The 17,374-nt window shown below is 69.3% G+C and carries 16 protein-coding genes and 1 pseudogene; 7 read left to right on the top strand and 10 right to left on the bottom strand.

Going from position 1 to position 17,374, the window contains the following annotated elements; genetic code table 11:
• Positions 1–31 precede the first annotated feature (31 nt).
• A complete protein-coding gene (locus tag IEW24_RS05065) occupies positions 32–1,417 on the top strand; it encodes a coiled-coil domain-containing protein (RefSeq protein WP_188575994.1) in 1,386 nt (461 codons plus the stop codon).
• Positions 1,418–1,797: 380 nt separating this feature from the next.
• Here IEW24_RS05065 and IEW24_RS05060 read toward each other — a convergent pair whose 3' ends face one another.
• Positions 1,798–2,097: a hypothetical protein gene (locus IEW24_RS05060; protein ID WP_188575993.1), complete on the bottom strand. Its 300-nt coding sequence runs from the start codon at positions 2,095–2,097 to the stop codon at positions 1,798–1,800.
• 281 nt (positions 2,098–2,378) lie between these two features.
• Complete coding sequence (locus tag IEW24_RS05055; protein ID WP_373870008.1) at positions 2,379–2,819, bottom strand: PPC domain-containing DNA-binding protein; 441 nt, start codon at positions 2,817–2,819, stop codon at positions 2,379–2,381.
• A 193-nt stretch (positions 2,820–3,012) separates the two neighbouring features.
• On the opposite strand from IEW24_RS05055, the gene IEW24_RS05050 reads away from it, so the two are divergent.
• The 3 genes and pseudogenes from IEW24_RS05050 (at position 3,013) to IEW24_RS05040 (ending at position 4,648) form a co-directional block, all read left to right on the top strand.
• Positions 3,013–3,951: a LysR family transcriptional regulator gene (locus tag IEW24_RS05050; RefSeq protein ID WP_188575990.1), complete on the top strand. Its 939-nt coding sequence runs from the start codon at positions 3,013–3,015 to the stop codon at positions 3,949–3,951.
• Between the two features lie 68 nt (positions 3,952–4,019).
• Positions 4,020–4,283 (top strand): annotated as a pseudogene (locus tag IEW24_RS05045) (type II toxin-antitoxin system ParD family antitoxin); the annotation flags it as partial.
• 68 nt (positions 4,284–4,351) lie between these two features.
• Positions 4,352–4,648 (top strand): type II toxin-antitoxin system RelE/ParE family toxin, encoded by a 297-nt coding sequence (locus IEW24_RS05040; protein WP_188575987.1) that lies wholly within the window; start codon positions 4,352–4,354, stop codon positions 4,646–4,648.
• Between the two features lie 67 nt (positions 4,649–4,715).
• Here the strand turns inward: IEW24_RS05040 and IEW24_RS05035 are convergent, their stop codons facing one another.
• The 5 genes from IEW24_RS05035 to IEW24_RS05015 form a co-directional block, all read right to left on the bottom strand.
• Positions 4,716–5,696 carry a helix-turn-helix domain-containing protein gene (locus IEW24_RS05035; protein ID WP_188575985.1) on the bottom strand — a complete coding sequence of 327 codons (981 nt, stop codon included), beginning with the start codon at positions 5,694–5,696 and terminating at the stop codon, positions 4,716–4,718.
• Between the two features lie 249 nt (positions 5,697–5,945).
• Positions 5,946–6,866 carry an efflux RND transporter periplasmic adaptor subunit gene (locus IEW24_RS05030; protein ID WP_188575984.1) on the bottom strand — a complete coding sequence of 307 codons (921 nt, stop codon included), beginning with the start codon at positions 6,864–6,866 and terminating at the stop codon, positions 5,946–5,948.
• Positions 6,866–7,075, bottom strand: coding sequence for a DUF1656 domain-containing protein (locus IEW24_RS05025; RefSeq protein ID WP_188575982.1), 210 nt, complete (start codon positions 7,073–7,075; stop codon positions 6,866–6,868). The genes IEW24_RS05030 and IEW24_RS05025 overlap by 1 nt, the downstream gene beginning before the upstream one ends.
• Positions 7,075–9,177, bottom strand: coding sequence for an FUSC family protein (locus tag IEW24_RS05020; protein WP_244644241.1), 2,103 nt, complete (start codon positions 9,175–9,177; stop codon positions 7,075–7,077). The genes IEW24_RS05025 and IEW24_RS05020 overlap by 1 nt, the downstream gene beginning before the upstream one ends.
• Entirely contained in the window at positions 9,177–9,692 is a 516-nt protein-coding gene (locus tag IEW24_RS05015; protein WP_188575978.1) for a MarR family winged helix-turn-helix transcriptional regulator, read from the bottom strand. The genes IEW24_RS05020 and IEW24_RS05015 overlap by 1 nt, the downstream gene beginning before the upstream one ends.
• A 237-nt stretch (positions 9,693–9,929) precedes the next feature.
• On the opposite strand from IEW24_RS05015, the gene IEW24_RS05010 reads away from it, so the two are divergent.
• On the top strand, positions 9,930–11,171 hold the full coding sequence (locus tag IEW24_RS05010) for an MFS transporter (protein ID WP_188575975.1): 1,242 nt from the start codon (positions 9,930–9,932) through the stop codon (positions 11,169–11,171).
• A 120-nt stretch (positions 11,172–11,291) separates the two neighbouring features.
• Here the strand turns inward: IEW24_RS05010 and IEW24_RS05005 are convergent, their stop codons facing one another.
• Positions 11,292–12,212, bottom strand: a complete 921-nt coding sequence (locus tag IEW24_RS05005) for a helix-turn-helix domain-containing protein (RefSeq protein WP_188575974.1) — start codon at positions 12,210–12,212, stop codon at positions 11,292–11,294.
• 173 nt (positions 12,213–12,385) lie between these two features.
• On the opposite strand from IEW24_RS05005, the gene IEW24_RS05000 reads away from it, so the two are divergent.
• Both IEW24_RS05000 and nhaA read left to right on the top strand, forming a co-directional pair.
• Positions 12,386–13,135: a carbonic anhydrase gene (locus tag IEW24_RS05000; protein ID WP_188575972.1), complete on the top strand. Its 750-nt coding sequence runs from the start codon at positions 12,386–12,388 to the stop codon at positions 13,133–13,135.
• A gap of 600 nt (positions 13,136–13,735) precedes the next feature.
• On the top strand, positions 13,736–14,926 hold the full coding sequence (nhaA, locus tag IEW24_RS04995; RefSeq protein ID WP_188575970.1) for a Na+/H+ antiporter NhaA: 1,191 nt from the start codon (positions 13,736–13,738) through the stop codon (positions 14,924–14,926).
• A 243-nt stretch (positions 14,927–15,169) separates the two neighbouring features.
• Here the strand turns inward: nhaA and cysE are convergent, their stop codons facing one another.
• Together cysE and nifV are read right to left on the bottom strand one after the other, a co-directional pair.
• On the bottom strand, positions 15,170–16,018 hold the full coding sequence (gene cysE, locus IEW24_RS04990) for a serine O-acetyltransferase (RefSeq protein WP_373870007.1): 849 nt from the start codon (positions 16,016–16,018) through the stop codon (positions 15,170–15,172).
• Entirely contained in the window at positions 16,015–17,235 is a 1,221-nt protein-coding gene (gene nifV, locus IEW24_RS04985; protein WP_188575968.1) for a homocitrate synthase, read from the bottom strand. Before nifV ends, cysE begins: the two co-directional genes overlap by 4 nt.
• Positions 17,236–17,374 lie beyond the last annotated feature (139 nt).

Below are 17,374 nucleotides of genomic sequence, written 5' to 3'. Positions count from 1 at the left end.
TGGTCTTGGCCCGGATGAAAGCAGGTACCGCGTGATCGAGCAGATCATGTTCTTCGCACTGGGAGCCCTGAGCGCGACCTTGATCGCGCTCCTCGTGCTGCCCGCCGTCTGGCATCGCGCCGTCCGCCTCACCACGCGGCGGGTGGAAGCGGCCGTGCCCGTCTCCATCTTCGAGGTGCAGGCGGACAAGGACCAGCAGCGCGCGGCCTTCGCGCTCTCCCAGCGCCGGCTGGAACTCCAGCTCGACCAGACCCGCGAGACCATCGTCGCCCATGCCGCCACCATCGAGCAGCTGCGGCTGAAAGCCTTCGATCTCGACAAGCGCCTCACCGCCAAGACCGCCGAGCATGACGCGCTCACCCTCGCGCACACGGCGCTCACCAGCGCCCACGAGACGCTGACCGCCCGCTTTGCCGACACCTCCATGCTGCTGGAGCAGGCCACCACGACGCTGGCCAACACCCGCGCCGCGCTCGCCACCACCAGCACCGCGCTCGCCGAGGCCACCAGCCGCGTGGAAGAGCTTCAGGTGACGCTGGCCGAGCGCGAGACCACCCTGCTGCTCCGCGACGGCCGCATCATGGAGCTGTCGCGCCAGCTCGATAAGGAGCAGGAGGCCCATGCGGCCACCGGCGCCACGCTCAAGACCACGGAAGCCGACCTCGCCCGCGCCCGTGCCGAACTGACCAGCCTCGGCGAACGCGCCGGCCAGACCGAGACCCGCCTCTCCGGCGAGCTGAGCGCCGCTCAACAGGCGCTGATCGCCGCCGCCGAGGTGTCCGAGGCGCGCGGCACCGCGCTCGCCGACCGCACCACGCAGGCGCAGGAACTGGACACCGCCCTGACGCTGGCCAGGGGCGACCTCGACAGCACCCAGAGCGCTCTGCAGGTGCTGGAGCACAAGCGCATGGAAGAGACGGCGGCGGCCGAGGCGGAGTTGCGCCGGCAGTCCGACGAGCTGAACATGCTGCGCGCCGACCATGCCATGATGAGCAGCGCGCTGGAGCGCGCCCGCGCCGCCCGTGACGCGGTTCTGGCGGAAACCGCCAGCCTCGGTGATGGCACGCCGGTCGAGGGCGGGAGCGAGGTGCCTGCGCCCGAAGCGGCGGTCGCACCGCCCCCGGCTTTGCTGCCCGCCGATCTCGCCGCCGCGCTGGCCGCTTCCGGCGATGACGCCAACCGGCTGCTGAAGCAGACCATCCTCGACCTTGCCGCCCGGGTGGCGGCGCGGGCGGAGGGTGGGCGCAGCGCCACCATTTCCAGCCTGATCGCACAGGACGAGCCCGCCGGCACCGGCATCACGCTGGCCGCCCGCATCCGCGCCGCCCGCGCGGAGGATGCCCGCACCGAAGGGGCCGCCGAAAACGCGCCCAGCGCCGCCGTCTATCCCCTCGCCCGTCAGGCGGCTGGGGAGTAAGGGCCGGACGGACCGTTTCCGGCGGTCCGCTCACGCACACACGGCCGCGTCCTTTCTCCCTCCCCACCCCTCCCCCCAAGCGGGAGAGGGAGCCTGTCGCGCCAACCGCATGGGGCCAGCCCGGCATCCGGGCGGGGAAAACCCTGTTCTCACAAGCAACGTCTCAGCCCAAGCAACCTGTCCCCTCTCCCGCCTGCGGGGGAGGGCTAGGGAGGGGGCAAGCGACGCAGGTCCAGAGCGGGACGGCGCCCCCTTGGCGGACGTTCCCAATCAACCATCCACAAGAACGGGCCCCTCCCCAAACGAAAAACGGCGCCCGAAGGCGCCGTTCTCAAGGGGCGGGGAAACCCGCCGCAGATCACATCAGGCCGTGCCCGCCGTCAGCGACGGCCGCACACCTGCACCCAGCGGTCCGGGCCGGGGCGGGACTGGCGGACCCAGTAGCAATTGGCGCGGCGCGGCGGACCCCAGCCACGGGCCCACGGCGGCACCGGGCCGCGCGGGCGGCCAGTCACCCAGTTGCAGCGGTTCGGGCCACAGACCCAGGCGGCCTGTTCCACCAGGCTACCCGCCGAAGCCGAGGTCGCGGGCGGCGAGATCGGGCTCGCAGCAGACGCGGACACGGTGCCGAGCGTGAGCGCGCCCAGAAGGGCCGCCGCACAAACAATGGCACTTTTCATCTTGAATTCTCCCACCTGATATACAGGCACGCAGGGGTGCGCGGGAGAAAGTGCTGAAGCAGCGCTTTGGTTCCCGGCAAAACCTGCGACAAATCCTGCCTCAATGCTTAAGAATTTTTGAATCTGCCGGTTGAGGAGCCGACGCACCGCAACAGGGATACTTGGCATTTGGGCAGAACTGGGCCATTACCGGCGAAATAGAAGATGACGCAGGGGCAATTGCACAGTTTCCATTTGCCGGCGCATTCCATGTGTCCACCGCATTCCACTTGCCCACCGCATCAGGGAATGCGGATCAGCGCCAGCCCGCTTTCCGGATCATGCCGCTTGTGCAGATGCGCGGGCGTTTCCGTGAGTACCACTTCCAGCGTCGGGCGCACGTGGCCCTTGGTGAGATGGCCGGCACGCGCGCTGCCGTCGCGGCGGCCGAGCACGGTGTGCACATGCAGCGCCCGCTTGCCCTCGGGATCGAGCGTCACATCGCCGGTCAGCGAGGCCACCTCCACCTGCTCGTCCACGGGGATGTCGATATAGCTCTTCGTATCCCAGTCGAAATAGCTGATCACCGCATCGCGGAAGGCACCGATGGCCGAGAACTGGGCCGCCGCCAGCTCTTCCGCCTGTGCGAAGGCCTTCAGCGAGGCCATCACCTCGTCGCCGGTCTCCAGGATGATGGCGAAGGTGCGGAGGCCGTCGGCCTCCGCCAGGAGCTTGCTCTGCACGGACATGTCCTCTCTGCGCGGGGAGATTGTCCGGCCAACCTTCCGGCGCCGCCTTCTGTTCCCCCACAGGCCCCCTGCGGAGGAGGAATGGACGTTCAGCCTTGAATCGTTTTAGCTCAAGGCCATAGAAGAGCCGCGCCCCCGCGTCATGACGGGATGGGCGGACCTTGGGGCGGAAGCAGGCGGACGGGCGATGATCGACAAGCTGGAATATCTCATCGCCCTCGCACGCGAGCGCCATTTCGGCCGCGCCGGGGAAGCCTGCGGCGTCACCCAGCCGACGCTCTCCGCCGGCATCAAGCAGCTCGAGGACACGCTGGGCGTGCTGCTGGTGCAGCGCGGCTCGCGCTTCATGGGCTTCACCCCCGAGGGCGAGCGCACGCTGGAATGGGCGCGCCGCATCGTGGCCGACAGCCGCGCCATGCGGCAGGACATCGACGCCTTGAAGCGCGGCCTCTCCGGCCCGCTGCGCATCGCCGCCATCCCCACCGCTCTGCCCATGGTGGCGGCGCTCACCACGCCGTTCCGCGCCCGCCACCCGGACGTGCGCTTCACCGTCATCTCCTCCACCTCCATCGAGATCCTGAACCATCTCGAAAATCTGGAGATCGACGCCGGCCTCACCTATCTCGACAACGAGCCGCTGGGCCGGGTGAACACGGTGCCGCTCTATCGGGAGCGCTATCGCCTCGTCACCGCCCCCAGCGCCAAATATGGCGACCGCGACAAGGTAACGTGGGCCGAGATCGCCGAGCTGCCGCTCTGCCTGCTCACCCCCGACATGCAGAACCGCCGCATCGTGGACGGGCTGCTGGCCCGCTCCGGCGCGGCGCAGAAGCCGACGCTGGAGTCCAACTCCATGATCGTGCTGTTCACCCATGTGCGCACGGGCCAGTGGTCCTCCGTCATGCCGGCCATGCTGGCGGACAGTCTGGGGCTGACCTCGCAGTTGCGCTCCATCCCCATCGTGGAGCCGGAGATCACCCACTCCATCGGCCTCGTGGTGCCGCACCGCGAGCCCACCACCCCGCTCACGGCGGCGCTGGTGGCCGAAGCCCGCCGCATCGCCCCGCGCCTCGACCAGGATCTGGGCGCCGGCCGCGACCCGGCGCTGGCGACCCTGCAGCCGTGAGGCTTTTGGCCCGGCCTTGATAATAGTTATTGGCGCATGACATGATCCTCTGAACGGAGGATCCTGTCATGCCCATCAGCGCCGATCTCGGGCAGACGCTCGAAGCCTATGTGACGCAGCTTGTGTCCACCGGCCGCTACGGCTCCAAGAGCGAGGTGCTGCGCGAGGGCGTGCGGCTGCTTCAGGAGCGCGAGACCCGCCTTGCCGCGTTGAACGCCGCGCTCGCGCGCGGCTTGGCCGATGCAGAGGCAGGGCGCGTCGTTGATGGCGATGAATTCCTGGACCAGTTGGAAGCCAAATATGAGGCTATGGCGGCTGAGCAGGAGCAGGCAGAGCGGGAGGCATCCGCTGCCGGGCTTCAAAAAACGTCCGGCCGGCAAAAATCGAAGGCCGGAAGGCGGTGAAGCTCGGCTTTACCCATGAAGCCAAAGCGGACCTTGCGGCCATCACCGCATATATCGCACGTGACAATCCCAGACGTGCCGCGTGGTTCGCGCGCGAAATCCGGCAGCGGATCAGCCAGATCCGCGCCACACCGAAAGCCTATCCACTGGCCCCGCCTCATGAAGCGGAAGGCATCCGCCGGTGCGTGCAGGGCCAGTATCTGATCTTCTATCGGATCGACGGTGACAGGCTGCTCGTGCTCCACGTCTTCCACGGCGCCATGGATTACGAGCCCCTGTTCTTCCCGCGCTGACGCGCCAAGTCTCTGATAGAGAATGTCTTGCGGCCTGGATTGCGGAGCAATCAAAGCCGGACATGCTCTATGTGTCCGCCGGCACCCGCACCATGGCCTCCACGGCCTCGCCCGCCTGCCACGGCGGGGCCTGATAGTGGATGCTGCCCGGTGCGCGGCCGATCATCCGGCCGCTGCGCGGCAGATACACCGCGCACAGGGCGAAGGCCGCTTCCGCGATCAGGTCCGGCGTGCCCGACACCGCGACGCCGGCAAACGTGCCCGCCCGCAGCACCAGCCGCCGGAAGGGCGCGGCCGGAGGCGGCGCCAATGGGTCGGGATCCACCACCGCGCAGTCGAAGCGCATGAAGGACGGCGCGGTGAGCGCCGGATCATCATGCATCAGGCCGATGGCGTTGAGGTTTCCATCGCCGATGCCGGCGGCCTCCAGCGCCGCGCCGAAGCGCGCCCAGTGGCTGGAGATGCGATCGAAGCCGCCATGGAAGCGCATGGCGAGCAGCGTCACGTCCTCCTGCCGCGTCACCTGCGCCCCGGCCACGAAATCGTGATGCAGCAGGCGCGGCGCGGGTGCGGCGCGGGCGGCCAGCGCGCGCAGGCGGTTGGGGGTCAGGCCGAAGCGGCGCGAGAAGGCGCGGGTGAAGGCCGCCTGGCTGCCATAGCCCACCGCATGGGCAGTGTGCAGGATGGAAGCGGGCGTGCGGCAGATGCGGCTCGCCGCCGCTTCCAGCCGGATGCGGCGCCCGTAGGACACCACGGTCTCGCCCATCACCTCGGCGAAGCGGCGGTGGAAATGGAACGGGCTCAGCCCGGCCAGATCCGCCAGTGCCTCCAGATCGTCCACGCGGGAGAAATCCGCCTCGATGCGATCGAGCACGCGCAGCACGAAGTCCTCTTCCACCAGCTCGGGAATGCCTGCGGCGGGCTCGGGCGGCCAGCGGGTCCAGGCGTGCCAGGCGGGATGAGACGCGGTGTCGGCGGCGGGGGCGGCATCGGCACGCGGGCGGGCATCGGTGGGCGCGCCCTGCGGCGCACCCGGGCTATCGGTCACAATGTGCATGCACCCGGTCAGTCCTGGTCGTTGCGGATCACCATCGCGGCATGCCGCGACGTGTCCCCTCTCGACGCCCCTTCTTTCAGCCACCCTCATGGGCGGCCGTGGAGGCATTTTGATGTCGCCCTGCCCCAGCGAGATCCAAGGTCCGTTCTAAAGCCGGGCCGGCATCCTGTCACGCCCGGAGGGGGGCTGCGCACATCAAATGCGCGCAATCCATACCGGTTCGGGCCTCTCGGACGCGGTTCAGCGCACCTGAGGCTGCGCGGCGTCGGCCGCGCTGGCGGTCACGGGGGCCGTGCCGGGCAGCACCTCCACCGTGGCGCTGCGACCGGCCACGAGGCGCGTGCCGGCGGGCAGCGGGTCGAGCGCGATGCGCACCGGCACGCGCTGGGCGAGCCGCACCCAGGTGAAGGTGGGCGTCACATTGGCCAGGAGGCTGGTGCCGTCCGAACGCTCGCGGTCCTCGATGCCGGCGGCGATGCTCTCCACCCGTCCAGTGAGCACGTGATCAGTACCCATGAGCTGGATCTTCACCTTGTCGCCGGCCTCGATGCGCGGCAGCTTCGTTTCCTCGAAATAGCCGGCCACGTAATAGGACGAGCTGTCCACCAGCGCGGCGACGCCGCTGCCCGCGCTCACATACTTGCCGGGCTTGAGGTCGAAATTGGTGATGATGCCGTCCACGGGCGCGCGCAGGGTGGAGCGCTCCAGATTGAGGGCGGCGAGGTCGCGGTCGCTTTCCGCCTGCGCCACCGCCGCCTTGTCCTGCGCCAGCGTGGTCTCGGCCTGCTCGCGGGCCTGGCGGGAGACCGCCATTTCGTTGAGCTGCTGGGCGCGGTCATAGTCGCGCTGGGCCTGCAACATGGCCGCCTTCTTGGCCGCGAGCGAGGCCTCCGACTGGGCCAGCGCGATCTCGAACCGCTTCGGGTCGATGCGCAGGATGGGATCGCCCTTCTTCACGGTGGCATTGTCGCCCACCAGCACCTGCGACACGAGGCCGGAGACATCGGGCGCCACTTCCACGATGGAGGCGCGCACCCGCGCATCGCGGGTCCAGGGCTCCTCCATGTAATAGTACCAGAGGTGGTGGCCCATAAGCCCGGCGAGGACGAGGGCAACGAGGGTGACGCCGATGCGCCCGGCGCTGGCGAGATAGCGTTTCATCACAGGGGGGACCATTTCAGGGACAGCTCGACGATGCCGCCGAGCACAAGGACATAGATGCAGACATCGAACAGCGCGCGGTGCCAGACGATGCGGTAGACACCCGCCCGCTGCATGATCCGGCGCAGCACCGCCAGCAGCCCGTAGGCGACGACGGCGAGCACGAGGAGGTGGGGCAGGAACACCCCGTAGAGATCGAAATCGGCCATCACACGGCCTCCTTCCAATGGGCATGGGGTGCCGGCAGGGCCGCCGCCGACGCGGCGAAGGCCGGCGCGTCGGGCATCAGCGAACAGCGCAGCGCCACGAGAGCGGTGGCCGCGTCATCGCGCCGGCCGCCGGCGGGCGCCGCCAGCACGGCGCGCAGCGCCCCGTCGAGTTGATCGCGCACGCCGGCCATGGCGGCATCGAAGGCCGCATCGTCGGCGATGCCCCGCGCCCGCGCCGCCACGTCGCTGAGCAACGTATCAATGGCACTGCGGGCGGCAATGGGCAGTGCCACGCGGGCGCGCTTCAGGTCGGCCACATTGATGGCCGCCGTCACCTCGCGCAGCGCGTGGCTGGTGCCGGGGCCACGGCCTTCCGCCTTGGCGCGGGCGAGGCGCGGCGTCATCAGGCCGAGACGGTCCAGCATGCGCACGGCGAGCGGCTCGGCCGCCGCCTGCGCGGGACCGGCGGCAACACCCGCCAGATCCTCCGCATTGGCCGCCAGCAACCGGCTGAGCGCCTGCTCGGCAGACAGGGTGCGCACCAGCGCCAGCACCAGCGCGCTGAACAGCATGCCCATGAGCGCCGACATGTCGCTGTTGAGAATGGAGGCAAAGTCCGCCGAGAAGCGCTCCTGCACGCCCACGAGAGCGGCGAAATTCACCGCCAGCCCGAGGCCGGCAAGGCCCCAGCCCGGCATGGAGATGAGCGCGCCGGCCGGGATGAGATAAAGGCCGAGCGCCAGCGCCAGCAGCGGGAAGCCGTCGATGGCCGGCAGGATGGCGAAGGAATAGACCACAACCGCCGCCACCGCGACTGCCGCCGCGCGGGTGAAGGAGACGATGGCGGGGGCCGGGTCGTCCTGGCTCGCCATCAGGCAGGCGGCCACCGCCACCATTTCGGCCGCGCCCGTGCCGTCGGTCCAGCCGGTGAGGATCCAGAAGCCGCAGAACAGCAGGATGGAGAGCGCCGCCGCAGCACCCGACCACAGGGCCAGGCTGGGGTCGCGATGCACCGTATCGGCCGAAGGCACGCGGCGATGGGTGCCGAGCCGCTGCGGCAGGCTGGCCTTGCCGTCCTTGACCGCCAGCCACAGGTCGCGGCATTCCTCGCGCACGTCCATGAACAGCTTCAGCCGGTCCACCAGATAGGCGAGCTGGAGGTCGTGCCAGTCGCTCGCAGGCCCGGTCTGCGGGCGCAGGGCCTCCAGCCGCGTGCGCAGCTCCGCCGCCTCGGCCGGATTGGCGGCCTCGCCGGCCGCCGTCCAGCCGGCAAGGCCGGACAGCACGGCATCCAGAGCCGGCGGCAGCGCGCCGGCCTCTTTCAGCACCGAGATGCGGGCGCCGATGCCGCCGAGCAGCGGCAGCAGCAGCAGCATGCGGCCGCGCAGGGCCTGCATCTGCCGCGTGGTGCCGCGAAAATGGGAATGGTCATAGGCCAGATGCACGGCAAGGCCATGCAGTTCGGTGGCATCGAAGGCGAGCTTGGCGCGCTTGCGGCGCACCTCCGGCCCGGCCTCGCCCCGGAACGCATCCAGCGAGAGATCGGCGGCATCCTTCAGCCACGCATTCATGCGCTGGGCCACCATGGGGCCGGCATGGCGCGGGAACACCAGATGGCCGATGAGGCCGGCGCAGGTGATGCCGAGCACGATCTCCTCCACCCGCGCCACGGCGGTGTCGAAGATGGCGCCGGGATCGGAGACCGAGGAGAAGCCGATGAGGGCCGCCGTATAGCCCGACAGCATGGTCAGATAGGAGCGCGGCGTGCGGTCCAGCAGCGAGATGGCGAGGCATCCGCCCACCCACAGAGCGAGGGCAAGGCTGAGGAATTCCGGCGCATTGACGAACAGCGGCACCAGCACCACCGCCGCCGTGGCGCCGATGGCGGTGCCCGCCACCCGGTAGACCGCCTTGGAGGACAGCGCGCCCGACATGGGCGTGGAGGTGATGTAGACGGTGGCGAGCGCCCAATAGGGTTTTTCGAGCCCGAAATAGAGGCCGATGAACAGCGCCAGCATGCCCGCGGCGAAGGTCTTCAGGGAGAAGAGCCAGTCGGTGGCGCGCGGCGGCGGCGGCAGGATTGCGGCGAGCTTCGGAAACATCACGCCGCCTCCCCGCCGCGTGCATTGGCTTCCCGCTCAGGCGTGCCCGCGCGGCGGGCCTCGGCCTCGTGCTGGAGGCGCGTTTCCACGGTGCGCAGCACGTCGAGCGCCAGCTCCAGATCGGCGGGCGCCACGTCGGAGAGGATGCGAGCACGCACACCCGCCACCACGGTCTCGATCTCGGCGCCCTTCTCGCGGCCGGCCGGCGTGAGGTGCAGGGTCTTGGCGCGGCGGTCGGCGGGGTCTTCGCGACGCTCCACCAGTTGCTCGGCAGCCAGCATGTCGATGAGGCGGACGAGGGAGGGCCCCTCGATGCCGAGTTCCTCCGCCAGCTGGCCCTGCCGCATGCAATCGCGGCGCGAGAGCATGAGAAGCGGCAGAGCGGTGGCCTGGGAGAGGCCGTGCGCGGCGAGCGCATGGTCCAGCTCCTTCCGCCACAGGCGGTTCACCTGCATCACCAGCTGGCCGAAAATCGAGGTCGCCGCCGGTGACGTATGGGGAGTTTCGTAAGGCATGCTATTTATTAGGAGCCTAATAGTTTTGGTACAAGAGGTCGCACCCCGCCATTTTCGCATGGCTCGTTTGTGGGCAATGCCGGTAGCGGGGGGATGGGAGGGGCAAGAACGAGGTGGGGCGCAGGTTTCCTACTGCCCCGGCATTTTTCCGGGGCATGATGTCGGCATCCGCCGGGGAGATGCGTCTTCCAGAAGAGCCGGCGCGGGCAGCGTACCGGCAGCGAGCGGGAGGGATGGATGCACCACAGGCACTATCGCTGGGTTATCGTGGGCGCGGGCGGGGTCATGGGCTGCATGGCCGCCGGTGCCATGTTCTCGCTGCCCGTCTTCCTGCGCCCCATCGCGCACGATACCGGATGGTCCGTCACCGGCGTCTCGACGGCCATGACCATCGGCTTTCTCGCCATGGCCTTTGCCAGCATGGCGTGGGGCAGCCTCTCCGATCGCCTGGGGCCGCGGCCCGTGGTGCTCGCCGGCTCCGTGCTGCTGGCCGCGAGCCTCACGCTCGCCAGCCTCGCGCCCTCGCTCCTCGCCTTCCAGCTGCTGTTCGGCCTGCTGGCCGGCACCGCCACCGCCGCCATCCTCCCGCCCATGATGGCCTGCGTGACCGGCTGGTTCGACACCCATCGCAGCCTCGCCGTCTCCCTCGTCTCCGCCGGCATCGGCATCGCGCCCATGACCATGGCGCCCTTCGCCGCCTGGCTGATCACATGGCAGGACTGGCGGACCTCCATGCAGATCATCGCCTTGCTGGTGACGGTGGTGATGATCCCCGCTGCCCTGCTTGTGCGCCGTGCTCCGGCGCTGGCCCATCCGGCCGCCCCCGCATCTGCGGATGAGCCGGCCGCGCCCGCCGCCCGGGAGATGACCACCCGGCAGGTGCTGGCCTCGCCGCAATTCATGGTGCTGTGCGCCACCAATTTCTTCTGCTGCGCCACCCACTCGGGCCCGATCTTCCACACGGTGAGCTATGCCATCACCTGCGGCATTCCGGTGATCGCCGCCGTCTCCATCTACAGCGCCGAGGGGTTTGCAGGTCTGTTCGGCCGCGTCGCCTTCGGCCTTCTGGGCGATCGCTTCGGCGCCCGGCAGATCCTCATTCTGGGCCTGCTGGCGCAGGCCTTCGGGGCGCTGGCCTATGTATTCGCCTCCGGGCTCGCCTCCTTCTATGCGGCGGCGATCCTGTTCGGCTTCATCTATGCGGGCATCATGCCGCTCTATGCCGTCATCGCGCGGGAAAACTTCCCGCTGCGCCTCATGGGCACGGTGATTGGCGGCACCAGCATGGCCGGCGCCCTCGGCATGGCCACGGGGCCGATCACCGGCGGGCTGATCTATGACAGCTTCGCCACCTACACATGGCTCTATGTGGGGGCATGGGTCCTCGGCCTGCTGGCCGTGCTCGTCGCGCTCACCTTCCGCCCGGTGCCGCAGGAGAGCGCCCCCGAACAGGCCCCCCAGCCGGCGCCCGCCGGCTGATCACCCCGCCCCCAAGGCCGGCGCCCGCCGGCTGACTACCTCGCCCCAAGGCCGACGCCCGCCGGCTGACTGCCCCGCCCCCAAGGCCGGCACCCGCCGACTGAGGTTCAGGCCGGGCTCTCAGGCCACTCCGGCGGGGGCGAACGCCTCCGCCGTCTCGCCGGCCAGCGCCAGATAATGTGCCATCTGCCACGCGCCCCACAGCTCGAATTCCGCGCTGAGCGTGGGATCCATAAAGGCAAGGCGGCCACGCGCGTCGGTGGCGAACCAGCCTTCCCGCTCCCCATCGCGCAGCAGATTGCCCACATGGGCGGGCGAGACCCGCAGCCGCCCGGCCAGCGCGCGATAGCTCAGCGGCAAAGCCGGCGCCGCCCCCGGCACGGTGGCGGCGTAATGCGCGCCCATCACCGCGCACAGCAGCAGATAGCCGCAATCGCGCCGGGCGAAGGACAGCACGCGCGGAAAGGGATGGATCAGCGTGCCGTGCGCCAGCACGAAGGCGGCGGAACGGCGCAGCAGGTCGCCCAGCGCGTCCGCATGCGCCGCCAGCAGGGCGCTGCGCGCGGTCGCCCCGCCCGACAGCTCTTCCGCCGCCGCCACGAAGGCCAGCACCGAGCGGCCCACCTCGAACACCACGTCCGGCGTCGGGCGCAGATGCTTCACCCGCCGGTCCGCCGGATCGGGCTCCACCATCACGAGCCGGCTCGCCTTCAGTTGCGCCACGAAGCCCGCCGTCTGCCGCGCGCTGGACTGCACCGCGCCCTGCAGCGCGGAGAGCGTGGGCGGCGGGCCGGAGCCTTGCCGCCACGCATGATAATTGTGGATCATCACATAGCAGATCATGTAGCGGGCGAGTTGATCCAGCAGCTTCACCAGCGGCCAGCCCTCCGGCGCCTGCGCGGCCACCGTGTGGCAATAGCGCGAAAGAACGGACCTGAACTGCGGATGCGCCTCAAGGCGCGCCACGGCAGCGGTGAAATCACCGGGAAGCAGATCAGCCGGCCGGTCGGCCGGCGGCACGGAACGAGGTTTTGCTGGCACGGGCGGATACCTGCAAAGTTTGTCCTTTTGTGCCGCACTTCACCTGCCAAGTATACGCCCCCGGTACGTACGTCCGGGCGCATGTCGAATCGCCGGCCTCAGGCCCGGCGCAGACCTTCAGCGCCAGCACTTCTTTTTCCCGTTCCGTCCTTCCCCGTCCCGAGGGCCCGTCCATGTGCGATCACCCCAGTTGCAGCCACATTTCCGGCAGCCATTCTTCTGACAGCCGGCCCGGCTTCGGCCTTTCCCGTCGCGGCTTCCTCGCCGCCGGGGCCTTCAGCGCTCTGGGCGGCCTCGCTCTGCCCGCGCTGGCGCAGACGCCGCCGCCGAACGCCATCTCGCCCGACGCCGCGCTGAAGCGGCTGATGGACGGCAACGGCCGCTATGCCGCCAGCGCCCCGGAGCAGAAGGATTTCACCGCCGGCCGCGCCGCGCGGGCGAGCGCGCAATATCCGTTCGCGGCCATCCTCTCCTGCGCGGATTCCCGCGTGGCGCCGGAACTGGCCTTCGATCAGGGGCCGGGCGAACTGTTCGTGGTGCGCCTCGCCGGCAATTTCGTGAATGACGACGGGCTGGCGAGCCTGGAATATGGCGCGAAATTCCTTGGTACGCCGCTCATCATGGTGCTGGGCCACAGCAATTGCGGCGCCGTGGATGCGGCCATCAAGGTGCTGAAGGACAAGGTGAAGCTGCCGGGCCATCTGCCCGAGCTGGTGCGCTCCATCAAGCCGGCGGTGGAGACGGCGAAGGCCCAGAAACCCGCCAACCTGCTGGACGCCTCCATCGCCGCCAACGTGGCGCTGAACGTCAACCGGCTGAAGACCGCCAAGCCCATCCTCTCCGGCCTCGTGGCGGAGAAGAAGGTGCAGGTGGTGGGCGCGGTGTACGATCTCGCCACCGGCAAGGTGAGCCTGCTGAGCTAGAGTATTTCAGCGTTTCAGTGTTTCATGGAAACACTGAAACGCTCCAACTCCTTGATGGAGAATGTCTTGTCGCTTGGATTGCGCAGCAATCAAAGCCGGACATGCTCTAGCCGTATCGGCACGGACACGAAAAGGCACGTCCCGCCCGGCCAGCCTCCGGGCCGGACGTACCGAAGTGGCAAGACAGCCATTGCAAGGCAGGCGTGGCCACGCAAGCGTGCAACGCGGTGATGGGCGCAGCGTCGATCGGCTCCGCTGCCATGCCCCGGACCGCCATGTCCAGCCTGACAGCTGAAGAGCGAACGTCTCCCGGCGAAGATCGCACGGCAATCGAAATCCGTTGTGTTCTGCAGATGAGGTGCGGCCGCCAGTGGGCCGGCGCCAAGACTTGCGACCACGTGCCGAAGGTGCGATAGGAGCAGCGGGTGTTCGTGTCCCGTCAAGGGCGAACAGGTTCATGCATTGGTCGGGCCGCCAGTGTCGGAGACCTGTGACGATGCTGCTGCCTTTCTGGCGCGTCCTTGCGCGTGATCGCGTCTATTGCCTGCATTTTGGCCTTGTTCGGCCTCGCGCTGCCGCCATCGGGCCGGAGGCGATCTGATGACCATGAACTCCGTCATCCGTCGCCCGGCCTCGGCCCTGCGCGCCTTCCTGCATTCCGAAGCCGCTGGCGGCATCATCCTGATGGCGGCGGCGCTGGCCGCGCTCATCGTCGCCAACTCGCCCCTCGCATCGGCCTATTTCGATGCGCTTCACGCTTATGTCGGCCCGCTCAGTGTTCTGCACTGGATCAATGATGCGCTGATGGCGCTGTTCTTCCTGCTGGTGGGGCTGGAGATCAAGCGCGAGGTGCTGGACGGCCAGCTCTCCACCTGGGCCCGCCGTACCCTGCCCGGGGTGGCAGCCCTGGGTGGCATGATCGTGCCTGGCCTCGTCTATGTCGCCTTCAACCTCGCCGATCCCGCCGCGCTACGCGGCTGGGCGATCCCGGCCGCTACCGACATCGCCTTCGCACTGGGCGTGCTGTCGCTGCTGGGCAGCCGCGTGCCAGTCTCGCTGAAGGTGTTCCTGGCCGCGCTCGCCATCATCGACGATCTCGGCGCTGTCATCGTCATCGCCCTGTTCTATACCGCGCAGATCAACATCTACGCGCTGCTCGGCGCAGCCTTCGTATTCGCCATCCTGCGCGGGCTGGGCACTGCCGGCTATCGGAAGCTGCCGGCCTATCTGGTGCTCGGTGCGGTGCTGTGGGTGCTGGTCTTCCTGTCCGGGGTCCATGCCACCATCGCCGGCGTGCTGCTGGCGCTCACCATCCCGCTGCGGACCGCCAGGGACACGCCCGACGCCGCGCACGAGTCCTCGCCGCTGCACCGGCTGGAGCACTGGCTGCACGCGCCGGTGGCCTTCCTCATCGTACCGATTTTCGGTTTCGCCAATGCCGGCGTGTCCTTCGCCCATGTGACGCCCGCCGTGCTGCAGGACACGCTAACCCTGGGCGTGGCCGCCGGCCTGCTGCTGGGCAAGCTGGGCGGGGTGTTCGGCGCCGTGGTGCTGATGACCCGCCTCGGCTGGGCGGAATTGCCGGCGCATGCAAACTGGGGCCAGATGCTGGGCGTGGCCCTGCTGTGTGGCATCGGCTTCACCATGAGCCTGTTCATCGGCCTGCTGGCGTTCGAGGATCCGGCCCTGCAGGAGCGCGTCAAGTACGGCATCCTCGCCGGCTCGCTGCTCGCCGGTCTCGCCGGCTACACGGTCCTGCGCTTCTCCGGCCGGAAGGTCGATCCGTCCTAGCCGGACATGCTCCAGAATCCCTACGGCCATGAGAACGTCGGCGGGCCAGGCCGGACGGCACGGGTCAAACCGGACGCCTCTCTCGAAGCGGTCGGACCGGCTTCACGGGCTGCGATCGGTGAAACCCCGGCCGGTCCGGCGCAAGGCCCAGCCCCGATGCGCGGCATCGGGGCTGCATTTTCTCCAGCCGGATCACCGCAAATCCCTCGACGGCCCTCTGCCGCCGATTTCCCAAACGGACTGTCAGGACAGCCCGAGCGCCGGGTGCTCGCGGCGGGCGGGCGATGGTCCCAGCCGCACGTCCACGCAGGGGCCGCCCGGCCCCGGCACGCCCGGCACATGGCCCGCCTCCTGATGATGCGCGAGGCGCGCCTCGAGGAATTCGATGCGGTCCAGCAGCGCCGAGATGGCCTCCCCCACCGGATCCGGCATCAGATGATGCTCGAGATCGATGCGCCCGTCGCCGAGGCGGCGGCGCTCGTTCAAAGGCTTCACCACCCGGCCGGGAATGCCCACCACCGTCATGCCCGGCGCCACGTCCTCGATCACCACCGAGTTCGCGCCCACCCGCGCCCCCGGCCCGACCGTGATCGGACCCAGGATCTTCGCCCCCGCCCCCACCAGCACGCCATCCAGAAGCGTCGGATGCCGCTTGCCCGGCGTCCATGAGGTGCCGCCCAAGGTGACGCCGTGATAGAGCGTCACGTCGTCCCCCACTTCCGCCGTCTCGCCGATGACCACGCCGGCCCCATGGTCGATGAAGAAGCGCTGGCCAATGCGCGCGCCGGGGTGGATGTCCACATTGGTCACGAGGCGCGCGAACCACGAGATGACGCGCGCCAGAAAGCGTGCCCCGAAGCGCCCGCCGGTGCCCGCCCGCCCCCGCCAGAGGCGATGGGCGATGCGATGCCAGATCACCGCATGCACGCCGGGATAGGTGAGCACGATCTCAGCCGTGGAACGCGCCGCAGGATCGCGCGATGTCACGCAGCGCACATCCGCCCGGATCTGCCGCCACAAACCGGGCGCGGCCGGCGCCTCGACCACGGCCGGCAGCACGGCGGCCGCCTCGCGGCGTGAGCCCATGATCATCGCGCGCCCTCCATGGCCGCGCGCCGCAGCCGCAGGGCCGCGCCGGAGAAACTGTCCTGATAGAAGCGCATCAGCATCTCGGGCGAGACATTGGCCTTGGTGCGCTGGGCGAAGGCACGCACCTGCGCCAGGATCACCCGGCCCCGGTCCGCATCCACCGTCAGGCCCATGTCGGCGAGCGCCTTCTCCACCGCCTGAAGGCCGGAATGCTTGCCCAGCACCACCTTGTGGCCGCGCCCCAGCACTTCCGGGTTCAGCGCCTCATAGGTGGCCCGGTCCTTCAGCAGGCCGGAGACATGAATGCCGCTCTCATGGGTGAAGATGTCGGCGCCCACGATGGCCTTGCCGCGCGGCACCGGGCGACCGGCGGCGTGCGACACCAGCTCGGCCAGCGGCCCGAGGGCGGCGGGCTGGATGCCGGTTTCCGCTCGCGCTGTCTGGCGCAGGGCCACCGCCACTTCCTCCAGCGCCGCATTGCCGGCGCGCTCGCCGATGCCGGCCACCGTCACCGAGCAGTGGCGCGCCCCGCCCATCACCGCCGCCAGCGTGTTGGCGGTGGCAAGGCCGAGATCGTCATGGGCGTGGAATTCCAGTTCCAGATCGGTGGCCGCCGCCACCCGGCGCACCAGCGCGCAGGTGCCGAACGGTTCCAGCACGCCCAGCGTGTCGGCCAGCCGAAAGCGGAAGGCGCCCGCCGCCTTCGCCACCTCGGCGATGCGGCAGAGGAAATCGGGATCAGCTCTGGAGGCATCCTCGCCGCCCACCGCCACCTCGAAGCCGAGCTTGCGGGCGAAGGCGACCATCTCGCCGACCTTGCCCAGCGCCCACGCACGATCCTTGCCCAGCTTGCCGGCGAGCTGTTTGTCGGAGGTGGGAATGGAGACATTGACGATGCGCACGCCCGCCGCCACCGCCGCCATCAGGTCCGCCTCGTTCATGCGGCACCAGGCCATCACGCGCATGGGCAGGTTCAGCGACACGATGGAGCGGATGGTCTCGATCTCGTCATCGCCCATGGCGGGCGTCCCGGCCTCGATCTCCGGCACGCCGGCGGCGCACAGCGCCTCGGCGATCTCGATCTTTTCCCGGCGGGTGAAAGCGACGCCGGGCGCCTGCTCGCCATCCCTGAGCGTGGTGTCATTAAGAAAGGCCGTGCGCTGCGCGGCGGGCGTGGGACCGGAAGACGGGAGAGGGATAGCGGGCGTCTTGGCAAGCATGGGTCTCATCCGCCGCTTTCGCTGATGACAGGACGAGGCTTTCCAAGCAACCGCCGTGCCACCGGGCCAACGACTTGATGCAGCTTGCCTTTATGCGCGCCTGTACCGCCCGGCGGCGCATGTTCGACGTGCCCTGTCC

It is taken from the genome of Azorhizobium oxalatiphilum, assembly GCF_014635325.1.
GTDB classification, from domain to species: Bacteria; Pseudomonadota; Alphaproteobacteria; order Rhizobiales; family Xanthobacteraceae; genus Azorhizobium; species Azorhizobium oxalatiphilum.
Note: the sequence above shows the minus strand (reverse complement) of the source record. Positions and strands in the feature narration are given on the sequence as shown.